This window comes from Qipengyuania sp. BR81-2 (assembly GCF_055693895.1).
In genome coordinates, this window is record NZ_CM146344.1 from 13,602 (window position 1) to 27,811 (window position 14,210).

A 14,210-nucleotide genomic window follows, 5' to 3' on the forward strand; every position below is an offset into this window, starting at 1 on the left:
GCCTATCCGGTGACCCCGCGATGTCACGCGCCCTGTTCCTCTTCAACCACGATGCAGCCCATCAGGTTGCCCACCTCGCGCCCGTCGCGGCGGCGATGGCGCGCAACCATCGGGACATAGAGACCGTGGTCGCCTATTCCGGCCCTTCAATCCGTGCACGGATCGAGGGGCTGATCGATTCCGAAGATGCGGCGCTCATCCGCTGGGAAGAGCTTGGCCTCACCGGCGCTACGAAACTCCTGAGCGGCATTTTCGATCGCTTGCTCCCCGCATCACGGCTGGCGCGGTTGCGGGTCCACGAGAAGCTGTTTGCGGAAAGCGATGCAGTGATTTCCACCGAGCGCACCTGCCTGCGGGTCCAGAAACGACTTGGACCTCAGCGCTCGCCCCTCTTCGTTCGTGTTCCGCACGGAACTGGCGATCGCAGCGTGACCTTCCACCCCGATCATCGCCGGTTCGATCTCAGCCTCGTTGCCGGCCCCAAGATGGCCGAGCAACTGGCGGCAAATGGCGTTGATCCGGCGCGGATCCGCGTTACGGGATACTCCAAGTTCGAAGGCATCGACCTGTCGGCCAAGCCAGACTTCTTCGAGAATGGACGCCCTACTCTCGTCTACAACCCGCATTTCGATCCGCACCTTTCGAGCTGGTATGAAGCGGGACCCGAGTTGCTGCGATGGTTCGCAAGCGAAAAAGGGCAGGCGTACAACCTGATCTTTGCCCCGCACGTCATGCTTTTCCGGAAGACGATGCATGTCTCGCCGGAGTACAAAATCGCGAAGCGGCGTCCCGAAGTGCCCGACGAAGCCATGGAAGCTGAAAATATTCTCGTAGATGTCGATGGTCCGAGGCTCTTCGACATGAGTTACATGTTGTCTGCAGATGGCTACATCGGCGACGCATCCAGCCAGCTTTACGAATTCCTCGCTCGCCCGCGCCCCGTCTTTCTGCTCGATCCGAACAATGCCTTGCAGGACCAGGGTGAGAAAGAGTTGCCCTTCCTCACAACAGGTCCATGCGCGTCGAACGTGACTGACCTTGCCACGCTTCTGGCAGAGCAGCAGTCGGTCGGAGATCGGTATCGCGAGGTACAAGAACGCCTCATCGCCCATACTTTCGATCCGTCTGACGAGCCTCCTTCATCGAGAGCGGCACAAGCCATCGCTGATGCAATCGCGGCGCGGCGGTCCTGAGCCGATGAAGATAGCCTATTTCATCAATTCGATGGAAGGTGGTGGCGCGCAGTCGCCGCTCCCGACGATCGTGAAGGCGCTGGAGAAGGCCGGGGCCGAAGTGCGCGTTTTCGCCCTTTCGCGTCGAAACGGCCTCGCGGTATCCACCCTACGAGCAGAAGGCTTGGAACCCATCGTGCGTGACGGCGGCGAGAAAGATCACCTCGCTGCAATGCGATGGATGGAGCGACAGGCGCGGGATTTCGGCGCCGATGTCGTCTGGACTTCGCTGACGCGTGCGACTTTGCTCGGACAGATCGTGGGCAGAAAGCTCGGGCTTCCCGTGGTCAGTTGGCAGCACAATGCCTTCCTGAAACCGTGGAACGAGCGGCTGCTGCGCTGGCGGGTCGGTGCATCAGACCTGTGGGTAGCAGATAGTGCGCAGGTCGCCGCTCTGACACGCGATCGGCTCGGTGTTGCCGAGAAAGATTGCGTGACCTGGCCGATCTTTGCTGCGGACCCATCCGCACCGCAGGCAAGAGAGTGGAAATCGGGCGAGGTCCTGGAAATCGGTAGCCTCGGCCGATTGCACCGGGCGAAGGGCTACGACTTCCTCATTGATGCGCTTGCTCTGCTGAATGAACGAGGGTTGTCCCCCGCCACGCACTTCCGCATTCGCATTGCCGGTCTCGGTCAGGACGAAGCGGACCTGAAAACGCGAGCGGCACATGCCGGTGTAGACAAGGTCGAGTTTGTGGGCTTCGCCGAAGACCCGAAGGCGTTCCTTGCGAGCCTGCATCTCTACCTCCAGCCTTCGCGGCGGGAGGGTTTCTGTATCGCGGCGCATGAAGCGATGCAGGCGGGTCTGCCTGTCATCACCTCACAGACCGGCGAGATGCCGTTCACGATCAACTCACAAGAAGTGGGCCTGACCTTTCCGGTTGGCGACGTGCCCGCCCTCGCCGATGCGCTTGAGAATCTACTCTCCCGGCCGAAGGATCTGGCTCGTATGGGTTGCAACGCCCGCAAACGGGTCCTTGACCGTTTCTCGCAGGAAAGTTTCGACCAGATCGGCGCTGAAATTGTCTCGCGGATCAGCAGCCTAAGCGAGAATTAGAGCGAGCCGTCGATCACTCGCCAACCGCGTGCTTCGGCGCGCTTCTGTTTAGTGGCGCTCTGGGTTACGAAAACAGGATCATCGGCAAGCTCCAGCAATGGCTCATCCGCAAAACTGTCGCTGACGAAGCGCATGCCTGCCTTGTCCGGGTCCTCGCCCAGCCAGTCGGCAACCCGAATGCACTTTGCCGCCCCGTAGCAATTGCCGCCGGGTATCGCTCTTCCGTCCCAGCGCGTGGCAATCACCTCGTCGATCCTGAGCTTTTCGGCGAAGGCGGTCGCGTAGAACTCGAAAGCGGCGGTGGCGATAGCTAGGCGCCTCCCGGCAGAGCGGTCTTCCTCGACCATCGCGATCACGCCGTCCATCCATCCCGCGCGGTCGAGATGGGCATCTGCAAACTCTCGCCCGATTGCCTGCAACTCGGCGAGCTCACGGCGGCCAAGCATCAGCCGCATGCCCATCGTCTTGAGGCGTGTTCGATCATAGAACCCGATGCGGTATCCGATCATCATCAACACCCAAACAGGCATGAGAACCAGTCGGCCAGGTGCCAGTCGAAGCGCTGCAAATGCGAGGAACGGCGTGAAGGTCGCGCGCCGCACCAGCGTCTTGTCGAGATCGTAGATTGCCACCTTTATCACGCAGTCGCACTGCCAGCTTCGTTACGTTGCATCAAGCGGTGCAAAATTCGCGACCCTCACCCCCTTGCACCACGCGTTGCAACGGGTAGAGAGGGGCCAAACGAAGTCAGGATCGAATACACATGGCGACCTTCACTCTCCCGAAGAACTCCAAGATCAGCGGCAAGGGACGCACGCACAGCGCCGAAGGCGGCGCTCGCGTCAAGAAGTTCAAGATCTATCGCTACGATCCGGATACCGGCGAGAACCCGCGCTACGACACCTTCGAGATCGATCTCGACGATTGCGGCCCGATGGTTCTCGACGCGCTGTTCAAGATCAAGAACGAGATTGATCCCACGCTGACCTTCCGTCGCTCGTGCCGCGAAGGCATCTGCGGTTCGTGCTCGATGAACCTCAACGGCAAGAACGGCCTCGCCTGCACCACGGCGATCGACGATCTCAAGGGCGAAATCCGCATCACCCCGTTGCCGCATATGGAAGTCATCAAGGACCTCGTCCCCGACTTCACCCATTTCTATGCGCAGTACGCCAGTATCCGCCCCTGGCTGCAGACCGTGTCGCCTACTCCCAGCGGCAAGGAACGCCTTCAGTCGCCGGACCAGCGCGAGAAGCTCGACGGTCTTTACGAGTGCATCCTTTGCGCATGCTGCTCGACTTCGTGCCCGAGCTATTGGTGGAACAGCGACAAGTTCCTTGGCCCTGCCATCCTTCTCCAGGCCTACCGCTGGCTGGCTGATAGCCGTGACGAGATGACGGGTGAGCGCCTCGACCAGCTGGAAGATCCCTTCCGCCTGTATCGCTGCCACACCATCATGAACTGCGCGAATGTCTGCCCCAAGGGCCTCAGCCCCGCCAAGGCAATCGCCGAAACGAAGAAGATGATGGCCGAACGCGCCATCTAAGCGCACGTGGCACTTCCCGACGACGTTTTCGAGCACGGGCCCGATCCGGAAAATCCGGGCTGGCGGCACTGGAATCTCAAGGACGAAACGCTGTTCAACGGCGCGGTGATGGGCAAGCTCATCACCCGCGTCGAAGATGAAGGCAGGCACTCGCGTCTGCGCATGTACCCAGAGCGCAAGCACGAGAACCTCCAGGGCATCATCCACGGTGCGGTGACGCTCTCGCTGATCGACATCTCGCTCTTCACGACGATGCACACAATCGGCAGCGGAAATGCCGGCCCTTCGGTAACGCTCGAGCTTTCGACCCAGTTCACGGGCGGAGGAAAGCCCGACATGCCGCTCGACGCGGTGACCGAAATCGTGCGCGAAACCGGCGGTCTCGTCTTCGTTCGCGGCAAGGTCGTGCAGGAAGACCACACGGTCGCCTCCTTCTCCGGTATCGTCAAGAAGATGCGTCCCAAATGAGCGGGATGCTGGCCCGTTACGAGCGGCTGATCGCCGCCGAGGAACTGCAGCCCGATCCTGACCAGCGCCGCGCGGCAGAGCGACTGGACCGCCTTCAGAAGGACCTTGAAGCCCACAGTCCAGGCGGCCTGCTGAGCCAGCTGTTCCGTCCGAAGAAGGTCCGCCCGCAGGGCGTTTACATGTGGGGCGGCGTCGGGCGCGGCAAATCGATGCTGATGGACCTGCTTGTCGAGACGCTATCGATCGCAGAAAAGCGCCGTGTCCATTTCCACGAATTCATGCTCGAGGTCGATCGACGCATCCGCGACGAGCGCAAGAAGGAAAGCGGCGATCCGATCGCTCCGGTCGCGGCAGCCATTGCCGAAGAGGTGCGGTGCCTCGCTTTCGACGAGATGGTGGTCAACAACACGGCCGATGCGGCCATCATGGCCCGCCTCTTCACGGCGCTGATCTGCGACGAAGGCGTGACCATCGTCACCACCAGCAACAGGCCGCCGTCCGATCTCTACAAGGACGGGCTCAACCGTTCGCTGTTCCTGCCGTTCATCGACCTCGTTCAGGCCGAACTCGACGTCATGCCACTCAACGGTCCGACCGATTACCGGCTCGACCGGCTCGGCGACATCGCGAGCTGGCACACGCCGCTGGGCGACGAGGCGACGTCGCAGGTGCGCGAAGCCTTCTTCCGCCTGACCGACTACAAACCCGAAGACGCTGCCAATGTGCCCAGCGGGGAGCTGGAACTCGGCGGCGGGCGCACATTGCACGTACCGAAGAGCCTGAAGGGCGTCGCCGTCTTCAGCTTCAAACGCCTGTGCAGCGAGAACCGGGGCGCGGCAGATTATCTGGCGATCGCGCAAGCCTATCACACCGTTATCGTGGTGGGCATCCCGCGCCTTTCACCAGAGAATCGCAACGAGGCGATCCGCTTCACCAAGCTCATCGACGCGCTGTACGAGAATAATGTGAAGCTGTTCGCCACCGCGGCGGCAGAACCGGAAGAGCTCTATGTCTCAGGCGACGGCGCGTTCGAGTTCGAGCGGACCGTCAGCCGCCTGAAGGAAATGCAGAGCGCCGATTACATGGCCCGCGGTCACGGCAAGGGCTGAGTCCGCTCAGGCAGCATCGCGTGAGGCGCTGTCCTCGAAGAAATCGATCATCATGCTGAGGACGTGCCGCAAGGAACGCTCCTGCTCATCGAGCCGTGCCTCGATCTCCGAAAGCCGCTTCTCGACGTCTCCAGTCGGCGCGCTCCCGCTCGCCTGGCCGATCGAATCCACTTCGTCACGCAGCTTGGAGATCGCCTTTTCATGATCGGCGAATGCTCCCTCGATCGCCTTGATCTGGACATCGAGAAGGCCGGCCTGCGGCTCCTGAACCGGTTCGGCGTGACTATCCCCGGGCCCGGCGGCCGGTGCTTCGTCCATCTGGATAGGCTGCTTCTTCTGCTGCTGAGCGCCGCTGCCACCGCCGTGCATTTCCTCGACCACCGCATCTACCAACGCCACGTCGATACGTGACTGCGACCGCGCTGCGCCGCGCATCAGCAGGCGCGACATGAGGCGGTTGATTAGGCGGGGAATGCCTCGACTTTCCTCGAATATGCGCTTCCAGACCTGCGCTTCGAATTCTGGATTACCCTCCCAGCCCACATGCGAGAGCCGGTGAACGACGTATTGCTCAATCTCCTCGGGCTGCATCGCCTCGAGGTGGTGCGCCGCGATGACGCGCTGCCGGATCTGTTCGAGCTCGTCCCATTCCTCCAGCAGCTGGCGGAACTCGGGCTGACCAAGAAGGACCATCTGGAGCAGGGGCTGCGAGCCGAGGTGGAAGTTCGACAGCATGCGCAGCTCTTCGAGTGCGCCCACCGACAGGTTCTGTGCCTCGTCGACGATCAGCATGACCTTGCGTCCGGCCCGCGCTTCCTCGTGCAGGAAGGTCTCGATTGCGGTCAGTGCGGCTGCCTTGTCGCCCGAGGGCACCGAGAAGCCGAAGCTGTGCGCGGCCATGGTAATCATGGCATCGCCATCGAGGCCACTGGTGACGACCTCGCCGATGGTGACCCTGTCCGCATCGATCTTGTTGCGCAGATGGCCGACGAGCGTGGATTTGCCGGCGCCCACTTCGCCGGTGATCACGATGAAACCTTCGCCCTGATTGAGGCCGTAGCCCAGATAGCTCAGAGCCTTCTTGTGGGTGACGCTCTCAAAGAAGAACGCAGGGTCCGGCGTCAGCTGGAATGGCCGCTCGGAAAACCCGTAGAATTGCTCGTACATCGTGGCGGTCCTGTCATTGCCCCATCGCGCGTGTGTGCGCCGAGTATTCATTCCTACATTCTAAATATGGTTAAATCGTTGACTGGTTTCTCACACCAGCAGTTCGGCCGCCGGTCCCTGGCCCAGAAAGGCGCTTGGTGACGCGCTGGCGCCATAGGCCCCCGCGCAGAAAACCGCGACGAGATCGCCCACTTCCGCTTTCGGAACATGCGCTTTGTCCGCCAACCGGTCGAGGGGAGTACACAGGCATCCCACGATATTGGCCACTTCGGTGGGCTCTGCAGCGAAATGCGATGCGATGGCAACGGGATAGTTTCGCCTCACGACAGTGCCGAAATTACCTGATGCGGCGAGCTGGTGGTGAAGTCCGCCATCTGTGACAAGATAGGTCTCGCCATGGCTTTCCTTCCGATCGACAATCCGGGTCAGATAGACACCAGCCTCTCCCACAAGAAATCGCCCAAGTTCGATGAAAAGTTCTGTCTCAGCAATATCTTGTGAATGCTTATTGAAAAGCTCTCGAAGAGCATCTCCGACGCGCGTGATGTCGAGCGAAGTGTCGCCATTGAAGTAGGGAATGCCGAAACCGCCGCCCATGTTCAGATCTCGGCAGCCCTACTCCGGCCTCCCCGGCAAGGCGGATTGCCAGGTCAAGGATATTGGACTGTGCTTCGGTCACTGCCTCGGCCGAGAGCGCCTGGCTGCCAGTGAAAATATGCAGCCCGCGCCAATCGCATCCTGCATCGACGATGTGCCGTGCAAGGGCAGGCACACGCTCCGCATCGATCCCGAAGGGCTTGGCCCCTCCCCCATCTTCATACCCGAACCCTTGAGCTCGAAATCCGGGTTCACCCGGATCGCGAGACGTGGGGTGACGCCAAACTTCTCGGCGATCGCCAAAGCGCGGCGAGCTTCATTCTCGCTCTCGAGGTTAAGGGTGACGCCTGCCCTGATCGCAGCCTCAAGCTCCTCGTCCCGCTTGCCAGGTCCGGCGAAACTGATGCGTGAACCGTCGATGCCCAGCTTCCGAAGCATTTCGAGCTCTCCGCCCGATGCGATATCGAGACCGTCAACCAAGGGCGAAATATACTCAAGCAGCGGCGCGTAGCTGTTCGCCTTGATCGCGTAGTTGATCTTCAAGCCGTCGGGCATTGCCGCCCGGAGCTCCGCCAACCGCTGCTCGATCATGGATTTCGAGTAGACGAACAGTGGCGTGCGCCCCGCCTCCTCCACGAGTTCGCTTGTCCGGCGCCCCGAAATGGCAAGTTCGCCCCCGATGGCCGCGAAACCGGCAGGAATTGGGCCAATCGGCTTCACGCAGCAATCTCCTTCGCCAGTACCGTTCGGTCGATCTTGCCATTGGGATTGAGCGGCATCGTGTCCTTCCAGTGAATCACGTGCGGTTGCATGAAGTTGGGCAGCTCCCGTGCCAGCGCCTTGGGTAGTTCTTCCCGCGCGTTACCGCCAGATTTTGCCGCGCGCGCGATCAGGTGGATCTCGTGGCCGAGCCGCTCGTCCGGCACTGCGAGAGCGACGGCCTCGGCGACCAGCCCGGTGGCGAGCGCGGCACTTTCGATTTCCTGCGGGCTGATCCTGTTGCCCGAAGACTTGATCATGGCATCTCGCCGTCCGACGAAATGCAGCAGCCCGTTCTCGTCGCGTTTCACCCGGTCTCCAGACCAAACCGCGATTCCGCCGTATTGCGAGGCTTCGGGAGCCGGTTTGAACCTCTCGGCAGTCCTCTCCTCATCCTGCCAGTAGCCCTTGGCGACAAGCGGGCCGCAATGGACAAGTTCTCCCTCTACGCCCGGACCACACACCTCGCCCTGATCATCGACGACGAGGATTTCGGCAAAGGGAATGGCCTTGCCCATAGATGTCGGATGCGCGTCGACCAAGTCGGGATCGAGATAGGTCGAGCGGAATGCTTCCGTAAGGCCATACATCGGAAAAATATCTGATTTCTGGAACTTGTCACGCAATCCTTCCACAAGCTCTATCGTCAGCGCGCCGCCCGAATTCGTCAGCCTGCGCATTGGCGTCACGGCATCTTCGGGCCAATCAACCTCGAGCAATTGCACCCACAGCGGGGGAACTGCGGCCAAGGTGGTGACCGAATGCTTCGAGCAGACTTTCGCGACGTCCCGCGGGAAGAGGTAGTCGAGCGGGACCACCGATGCGCCCGCATACCAGGCGTTCAGCAATTGGTTCTGCCCATAATCGAAGCTCAAAGGAAGAACCGCGAGCACGACGTCGTCGCTCCGCATTTCGAGGTAATGCGATACCGACACCGCCCCCAGCCACAGGTTCGCATGGCTCAGCATCACGCCCTTTGGACGTCCCGTCGAACCGCTAGTGTATAGTATGGCCACCAGTTCATCGACATCATGCGAAGAAGGCGAGAGGGTGACCGAGCATTCCTCGGCCGATGCAAGAGCATCCCTTTCAACCAATGCCTCGCAACCGGGCGGCAGATCACCCTCTTCGAGCGAATTCAGTCGCGCACCGGTCGCCACAAGGAGAGTGGCACCGCTATCTGCAAGGATATGGGCGACTTGCGCGCGCTTCAGCAGCGGGTTGATAGGCACGTGAACCACACCCGCCCTCGCCGCTGCGAGCGGCAGCAGGCAGGTCAATTCGCCCTTGGCAGCCCAGCTCGCCACACGGTCGCCGAGCTTAACCTTCTCCGACAACCAACCGGCCAGCCGGGCGACTTTCTCCCGCGCCTCCCCAAAGGAAAGCGTGGCATCGCGAAGGACAAGTGCGGGATCGTGCTCTGAACCACGCTCGATCAACCAGTCGAGGGGGCGCGCATCGGGATCGGGGGGCGTGACAGGGCTTGTCATGCCGCCGCTATCGTGCCTCGCATGCCTTAGCGCAAGAGGCCCGCGCCGCCTTGCACCCTGCAGGGCACGCCGCTAAGGCAGGCCGCTTTCTCACGAGGGGACGATATTCTCGCATGACCTGCCAGACCGCCACTGCTGAGCCGACCGGCCCGAGCCGCAGCGCGATCGACGAGAAACTGCGCGCGATCTTGGTCGATGTGCTCTCCCTGGAGAAGGAACGCGTCGACGAGTTCGATGCCGATACCGGCCTGTTCGGCCACCTCCCCGAGCTCGACAGCATGGCAGTCGCCACGCTCTTCACCGAAATGGAGGACCGCCTCGAGATCGTGATCGAGGACGAGGACGTCGATGGCGAGATGCTTGAGACCTACGGTGGACTGCTCGCCTTTACCGAAGCGAAGTGCGTGGAAGCCTGACGTCTAGCGCGTTAAATAGCTGGTCAGCTCGACATGGGTGGACCAGCGAAACTGGCCCACGGGGCGCAATTTCTCCAATTTAAACCCCGCCTCCACGAGCGACTTGGCGTCGCGCGCCCAGCTTGAAGGGTTGCAGCTGATATACGCCACGCGGCTGGCATCACTTTGCGCAATCTGCGCCACCTGATCACGCGCTCCTGCACGGGGCGGATCGAGCACGATCCCGTCGAAGCGCGAGATTTCGTCGACGGTCAGGGGATTGCGGAACAGGTCACGGTGCATCGCGTGTACGAGGATGCCACGAGAATTTGCGGCGCTCTTGCACGCCAGATGCGCATCGCGTGCAGCCTCGACGGCGAGCACCTTTGCTGGGCCAGCCAGGGCAAACGCGAAAGTCCCGAGGCCCGCGAATAGGTCAGCGATCGTACCGGTGCCTTCGAGATAGGAGCGGGCATCAGCCAGCAGAACCTCTTCACCGTCCAAGGTCGGCTGGAGGAACGCGCCCTGCGGCAATCCTACCGGCGAGGCTCCAAGCGTTATCGTGACCGGTTCGGGTTCCCACACGGTTTCCGCGCCGTAGCCCTGATCGAGCGACAGGCGCGCAAGGCGGTGCTCACGCGCGAAGTCGAGAACCGCTTCGGTCGCAGCGAGGCCATCGGCAACGAAGCCCTTCAACGAGCAATCCACGCCCTGGTCCGCCAGAGTCAGCGAGATGTCGACGGGAGCCTTTCCGGCATGATCTGCCACGAGCTTCCTGAGCGGGGTCACAAGCGCGAACAAGCGCGGCTCGAGGATATGGCACTCGTTCATATCGGCTATGCGGTTGCTGCGGGCCTCGCGGAAGCCGAGGACAGCACCTTTTCCGGCGCGCAAGGCATGAAGCGTTGCCCGCCTGCGGGTACGAGCCGGCGACAGGTGCGTCGGCAGCAGTTCGCCAACCTCCAAGCCTTGCGCTTCGGCCGCGAAGGCAACCCGCTCGGTGACGAAGCGCCTCAGTGTCTCTTCGTCTGCATGCTGGAGTTGGCAACCACCACAGGTTCCGAAGTGACGGCACGGCGGTTCCTGATGGTGCGGTCCGAACTGTACCTTGCCGGCTTCATCGACCGTGTCTCCTGTCACCGCACCCGCGACATGCCGTCCGCTGGCCGTGACCCCGTCACCCTTTGCGGCGATCCTTTCGATGATTTCTGAACCGCTCACAGGAATCGCTCCAATGCTCCGGAAACCGCCGCGGCAAGTTCGCTCGCGGTAAAGGCGGGCCCGAGGAGTTGCGCGGCTTCCTGATGGAGCCAGACAGCCTCTTCGCAGGCCTTGAAAAGGTCCCCGCGTACTGCGAGCCGGGACGCAGCGATACCTGCCAGCACGTCTCCGGTCCCTGCGGCCGACAGCCAGCTCGATCCGGTTGGGAAGAACCTCACACCGGGGGCTCCGACGAGGAGGTTGTCAGGGCCCTTCGCCAAAACTGTCATGCTAGTCTTCTCGTGAAGAGCGCGGGCCCTTTCCAGCTTGCTCGAGGCTTCGATGCCGAAAGCCCTGCAAAGCGCTGTCAGTTCGCCCTCATGCGGCGTCACGGCAATATTCGATGCGTCGGCCTGCCCGAGCATCTCAGGATCCAAGAGATGAAGCGCATCGGCATCGATGATCGCCGGGCGCGGGGTTCCCAGTACGACTTCTAGCCGCGAGTTCGCCTCGTCTCCGCGACCGAGACCCGGTCCCACGAGGATTGCTGAAAGCCGTTCGTCACCCAATGCCGCTCTCAAAGCGCCGTCCACGATGACGAGATCGGACGGAGCGTCGGGATGGGAGTGCTCGCTGGCCAGTTTCACATAGCCCGCACCGGCCCTCATGGCTGCCTCGGCCGCGAGAATCGGCGCTCCCGGCATCTCGCCAGCTACAATCGCGAGAAGACCGCGCTTGTACTTGTGGGCATCGGTTGCCGGTGCGGACATGCTTGGAGCGAGCGAAAGCCTCGGTGCATCACCGGGCAAGTCGAGACCGATTTCGACCAGCCTCTTCACGCCCATCTTTGCCATGGCGGGCATGGTGAAATGCGCCAGCTTCCAGCCACCGAGCGCAAGGGTCAGGTCATAAGACACCTCGGGCCCAAGCAGTTCGCCGGAATCGCTCGAAACGCTGCTCGGCACATCGATGGCGATTTTGAACCCCGGAACTGCAGCGAGGCGCTCGAGCAGCTCCGCAAAAACGCCTTCCACCTTACGCGACAAGCCATATCCGAAGAGGCAATCGACATAGACCTGGCTAGACGGCAGTCCGGAGTCCGCGATCTCCCCCTGGAAATGCGACCGCGCAGTCTTGGCGGTATCAGTGCCCGGCTCCCGAGGGGCGACAACCGCCACCTCGACACTGCTGCGCCTCAGGCTCTCGGCGATCACGTAACCGTCGCCGCCATTGTTTCCGGGGCCGCAGAGCACGGTCACTGCCCTGCCCGCAGCCATCCTGGCGACCCACTGCGCGGCACCTTCGCCTGCGCGCTGCATCAGCTCCCACTCGGAGACGCCACCATCCATCGCCGCCCGCTCCGCGGCGCGCATCTGGTCGACCGTCAGGACTGCGCCGCTCACGACGCAAACCTTTCGGCGTCAAATATCGGCGAAAACGTGGGTTTCGCTTGTAGCACCTGGATGCGTGACAGCGCCGCTGGCCGCTGGGCCGACATTCTGCGCATAGCGCCACAAGGCTCCGGACTGGTAATCATTGGTCCGCGGCTGCCATGCCTTGCGCCTTTCGTCTAGCACGGAAGCATCGACATTGAGATCGATCGTACCCGCGACTGCGTCGATAGCGATCTCGTCGCCGTCCTCGATAAGTGCAATCGGTCCGCAGTCAGCCGCTTCAGGGCCGACATGGCCGATGCAGAAGCCTCTGGTCGCGCCCGAAAAACGCCCATCGGTGATGAGAGCGACCTTCTCGCCCATTCCCTGCCCATAGAGAGCTGCCGTCGTCGCCAGCATTTCCCGCATGCCCGGACCGCCCTTGGGGCCCTCGTAACGGATGACGATGACACAGCCCTCCTCGATCTGGCGGTTCTCGACCGCTTCGAAGGCGTCTTCCTCACACTCGAAGACCTTTGCCGGACCGGTGAACTGCAGGCGATCCATGCCCGCGACCTTCACGATTGCGCCTTCAGGTGCGAGCGAGCCCTTCAGCCCGACCACCCCGCCGGTGGGCGTGATCGGATTGGATACCTCGTAAAAGACCTTCTGGTCCGGGTTCCAAGTGATCTCCTCGATATTCTCGCCGAGCGTCTTCCCGGTGACGGTCATCGGCTCGGGATCGAGGAAACCGCCGTCGAGCAAGGTCTTCATCGCCATGTAGACTCCGCCAGCCTCGTGCATGTCCTTGGCCACGTACTTTCCGCCCGGCTTGAGGTCGGCGATGTACGGCGTCGATTTGAAGATATCGGCGACGTCATGGAGGTCGAACTCGATACCGGCCTCGTGCGCCATTGCGGGAAGGTGAAGCGCGGCATTGGTCGAACCGCCGGTAGCAGCGACGACCCGCGCGGCATTCTCGAAGGCAGTTCGCGTGCAGATATCGCGAGGACGCAGATTCTGCTCCAGAAGCGTCATCACCTGGCGGCCGGCGGCCATCGCGACCTCTTCACGCGACTTGTAAGGTGCCGGAGCCATATTGCTATTCGGCAATGACAATCCGATCGCTTCACCGACACAGGCCATGGTGTTGGCGGTGAACTGGCCACCGCAGGCGCCGTGGCCCGGACAGGCGACCTTCTCGAGCGCCGTCAGCTCTTTCAGCGGGCAATTTCCGGAGGCAAATTGCCCGACCGCTTCGAAAACGTCGACCACCGTAACGTCCTCGCCCTTGTAGGTCCCGGGCAGGATGGAACCGCCATATACGAAGATGCTTGGCACGTTGAGGCGAAGCATCGCCATCATCATGCCGGGCAGGCTCTTGTCGCACCCGGCGAACCCGACAAGCGCATCGTAGCAATGCCCGCGAACCGACAGTTCGACAGAGTCCGCGATTACCTCGCGACTGACCAGCGAGCTTTTCATGCCCTGGTGACCCATTGCGATCCCGTCGGTCACAGTGATCGTATTGAACCGGCGCGGCATCCCGCCCGCCTCGTCGACACCCCGGCGACAGATATCCGCCTGCGCGTCGAGCGTCGTGTTGCACGGGGCGCTGTCGTTACCGGCGCTGGCGACAGCGACGAAGGGGCGCGCAATTTCCTCTTCGGAAAGACCCATCGCGTAATAGTACGAGCGATGGGGCGCGCGCTCCGGGCCCACCGAAACGTGACGGCTGGGAAGTCGGGATTTGTCGAACCGTGCCATGAATACCTCCGTAGCGCTCAGCATTCGCCGCGCAGGAAGAGGATTTCAAG

General features: G+C 62.0%; 13 protein-coding genes and 1 pseudogene. 7 read left to right on the forward strand and 7 right to left on the reverse strand.

Annotated features, from left to right (window positions below; all coding sequences use genetic code 11):
• Window positions 1–20 precede the first annotated feature (20 nt).
• The gene (locus ACZ1G8_RS00060; RefSeq protein WP_472679839.1) at window positions 21–1,193 is read left to right on the forward strand and encodes a hypothetical protein; all 1,173 of its coding nucleotides are present in this window, start codon (window positions 21–23) and stop codon (window positions 1,191–1,193) included.
• Window positions 1,168–2,289, forward strand: a complete 1,122-nt coding sequence (locus tag ACZ1G8_RS00065) for a glycosyltransferase family 4 protein (RefSeq protein WP_472679840.1) — start codon at window positions 1,168–1,170, stop codon at window positions 2,287–2,289. The genes ACZ1G8_RS00060 and ACZ1G8_RS00065 overlap by 26 nt, the downstream gene beginning before the upstream one ends.
• On the opposite strand, the gene ACZ1G8_RS00070 is transcribed toward ACZ1G8_RS00065, so the two are convergent.
• Window positions 2,286–2,930 carry an HAD-IB family phosphatase gene (locus ACZ1G8_RS00070; RefSeq protein WP_472679841.1) on the reverse strand — a complete coding sequence of 215 codons (645 nt, stop codon included), beginning with the start codon at window positions 2,928–2,930 and terminating at the stop codon, window positions 2,286–2,288. The two genes, ACZ1G8_RS00065 and ACZ1G8_RS00070, sit on opposite strands and share 4 nt — an antisense overlap.
• A 122-nt stretch (window positions 2,931–3,052) precedes the next feature.
• Here ACZ1G8_RS00070 and ACZ1G8_RS00075 point away from each other — a divergent pair, with 122 nt between their 5' ends.
• Genes ACZ1G8_RS00075 through zapE form a run of 3 tightly spaced genes read left to right on the forward strand, consistent with a single transcriptional unit; the run spans window position 3,053 to window position 5,412 of the window.
• Window positions 3,053–3,835, forward strand: a complete 783-nt coding sequence (locus ACZ1G8_RS00075) for a succinate dehydrogenase iron-sulfur subunit (protein WP_472679842.1) — start codon at window positions 3,053–3,055, stop codon at window positions 3,833–3,835.
• 6 nt (window positions 3,836–3,841) lie between these two features.
• On the forward strand, window positions 3,842–4,303 hold the full coding sequence (locus ACZ1G8_RS00080) for a PaaI family thioesterase (protein ID WP_472679843.1): 462 nt from the start codon (window positions 3,842–3,844) through the stop codon (window positions 4,301–4,303).
• Window positions 4,300–5,412, forward strand: a complete 1,113-nt coding sequence (gene zapE / locus ACZ1G8_RS00085) for a cell division protein ZapE (RefSeq protein ID WP_472679844.1) — start codon at window positions 4,300–4,302, stop codon at window positions 5,410–5,412. The genes ACZ1G8_RS00080 and zapE overlap by 4 nt, the downstream gene beginning before the upstream one ends.
• 6 nt (window positions 5,413–5,418) lie before the next feature.
• Here zapE and ACZ1G8_RS00090 read toward each other — a convergent pair whose 3' ends face one another.
• The 3 genes and pseudogenes from ACZ1G8_RS00090 to ACZ1G8_RS00100 all read right to left on the reverse strand — a co-directional run bounded on the left by ACZ1G8_RS00090 (window position 5,419) and on the right by ACZ1G8_RS00100 (window position 9,425).
• Window positions 5,419–6,579 carry an ExeA family protein gene (locus tag ACZ1G8_RS00090; protein ID WP_472679845.1) on the reverse strand — a complete coding sequence of 387 codons (1,161 nt, stop codon included), beginning with the start codon at window positions 6,577–6,579 and terminating at the stop codon, window positions 5,419–5,421.
• A gap of 90 nt (window positions 6,580–6,669) precedes the next feature.
• A pseudogene (locus tag ACZ1G8_RS00095) lies at window positions 6,670–7,896 on the reverse strand (pyridoxal-dependent decarboxylase, exosortase A system-associated).
• Window positions 7,893–9,425, reverse strand: coding sequence for an acyl-CoA ligase (AMP-forming), exosortase A system-associated (locus tag ACZ1G8_RS00100; RefSeq protein WP_472679846.1), 1,533 nt, complete (start codon window positions 9,423–9,425; stop codon window positions 7,893–7,895). Before ACZ1G8_RS00100 ends, ACZ1G8_RS00095 begins: the two are co-directional and overlap by 4 nt.
• Before the next feature lie 113 nt (window positions 9,426–9,538).
• Here ACZ1G8_RS00100 and ACZ1G8_RS00105 point away from each other — a divergent pair, with 113 nt between their 5' ends.
• Complete coding sequence (locus tag ACZ1G8_RS00105; RefSeq protein ID WP_221428336.1) at window positions 9,539–9,841, forward strand: acyl carrier protein; 303 nt, start codon at window positions 9,539–9,541, stop codon at window positions 9,839–9,841.
• Window positions 9,842–9,844: 3 nt separating this feature from the next.
• On the opposite strand, the gene ACZ1G8_RS00110 is transcribed toward ACZ1G8_RS00105, so the two are convergent.
• Window positions 9,845–10,651 carry a class I SAM-dependent RNA methyltransferase gene (locus tag ACZ1G8_RS00110; protein ID WP_472679847.1) on the reverse strand — a complete coding sequence of 269 codons (807 nt, stop codon included), beginning with the start codon at window positions 10,649–10,651 and terminating at the stop codon, window positions 9,845–9,847.
• Between ACZ1G8_RS00110 and ACZ1G8_RS00115 the strand changes: the two genes are divergently transcribed.
• Window positions 10,637–11,032, forward strand: a complete 396-nt coding sequence (locus ACZ1G8_RS00115; RefSeq protein ID WP_472679848.1) for a hypothetical protein — start codon at window positions 10,637–10,639, stop codon at window positions 11,030–11,032. The genes ACZ1G8_RS00110 and ACZ1G8_RS00115 overlap by 15 nt on opposite strands.
• 5 nt (window positions 11,033–11,037) lie before the next feature.
• On the opposite strand, the gene ACZ1G8_RS00120 is transcribed toward ACZ1G8_RS00115, so the two are convergent.
• Both ACZ1G8_RS00120 and ilvD read right to left on the reverse strand, forming a co-directional pair.
• Window positions 11,038–12,423 (reverse strand): NAD(P)H-hydrate dehydratase, encoded by a 1,386-nt coding sequence (locus ACZ1G8_RS00120; RefSeq protein WP_472679849.1) that lies wholly within the window; start codon window positions 12,421–12,423, stop codon window positions 11,038–11,040.
• An 18-nt stretch (window positions 12,424–12,441) separates the two neighbouring features.
• Window positions 12,442–14,160 carry a dihydroxy-acid dehydratase gene (gene ilvD / locus ACZ1G8_RS00125; RefSeq protein WP_472679850.1) on the reverse strand — a complete coding sequence of 573 codons (1,719 nt, stop codon included), beginning with the start codon at window positions 14,158–14,160 and terminating at the stop codon, window positions 12,442–12,444.
• Between the last annotated feature and the right edge of the window lie 50 nt (window positions 14,161–14,210).

Excerpts from the sequence above, each read along its gene's own strand:
- ACZ1G8_RS00105 (WP_221428336.1), top strand. The coding sequence starts at position 9,539 with ATGACCTGCCAGACCGCCACTGCTGAGCCGACCGGCCCGAGCCGCAGC.
- ACZ1G8_RS00065 (WP_472679840.1), top strand. The coding sequence starts at position 1,168 with ATGCAATCGCGGCGCGGCGGTCCTGAGCCGATGAAGATAGCCTATTTC.
- ACZ1G8_RS00060 (WP_472679839.1), top strand. The coding sequence starts at position 21 with ATGTCACGCGCCCTGTTCCTCTTCAACCACGATGCAGCCCATCAGGTT.
- zapE (WP_472679844.1), top strand. The coding sequence starts at position 4,300 with ATGAGCGGGATGCTGGCCCGTTACGAGCGGCTGATCGCCGCCGAGGAA.
- ACZ1G8_RS00110 (WP_472679847.1), bottom strand. The coding sequence starts at position 10,651 with ATGAACGAGTGCCATATCCTCGAGCCGCGCTTGTTCGCGCTTGTGACC.
- ACZ1G8_RS00090 (WP_472679845.1), bottom strand. The coding sequence starts at position 6,579 with ATGTACGAGCAATTCTACGGGTTTTCCGAGCGGCCATTCCAGCTGACG.
- ilvD (WP_472679850.1), bottom strand. The coding sequence starts at position 14,160 with ATGGCACGGTTCGACAAATCCCGACTTCCCAGCCGTCACGTTTCGGTG.
- ACZ1G8_RS00075 (WP_472679842.1), top strand. The coding sequence starts at position 3,053 with ATGGCGACCTTCACTCTCCCGAAGAACTCCAAGATCAGCGGCAAGGGA.
- ACZ1G8_RS00100 (WP_472679846.1), bottom strand. The coding sequence starts at position 9,425 with ATGACAAGCCCTGTCACGCCCCCCGATCCCGATGCGCGCCCCCTCGAC.
- ACZ1G8_RS00115 (WP_472679848.1), top strand. The coding sequence starts at position 10,637 with ATGGCACTCGTTCATATCGGCTATGCGGTTGCTGCGGGCCTCGCGGAA.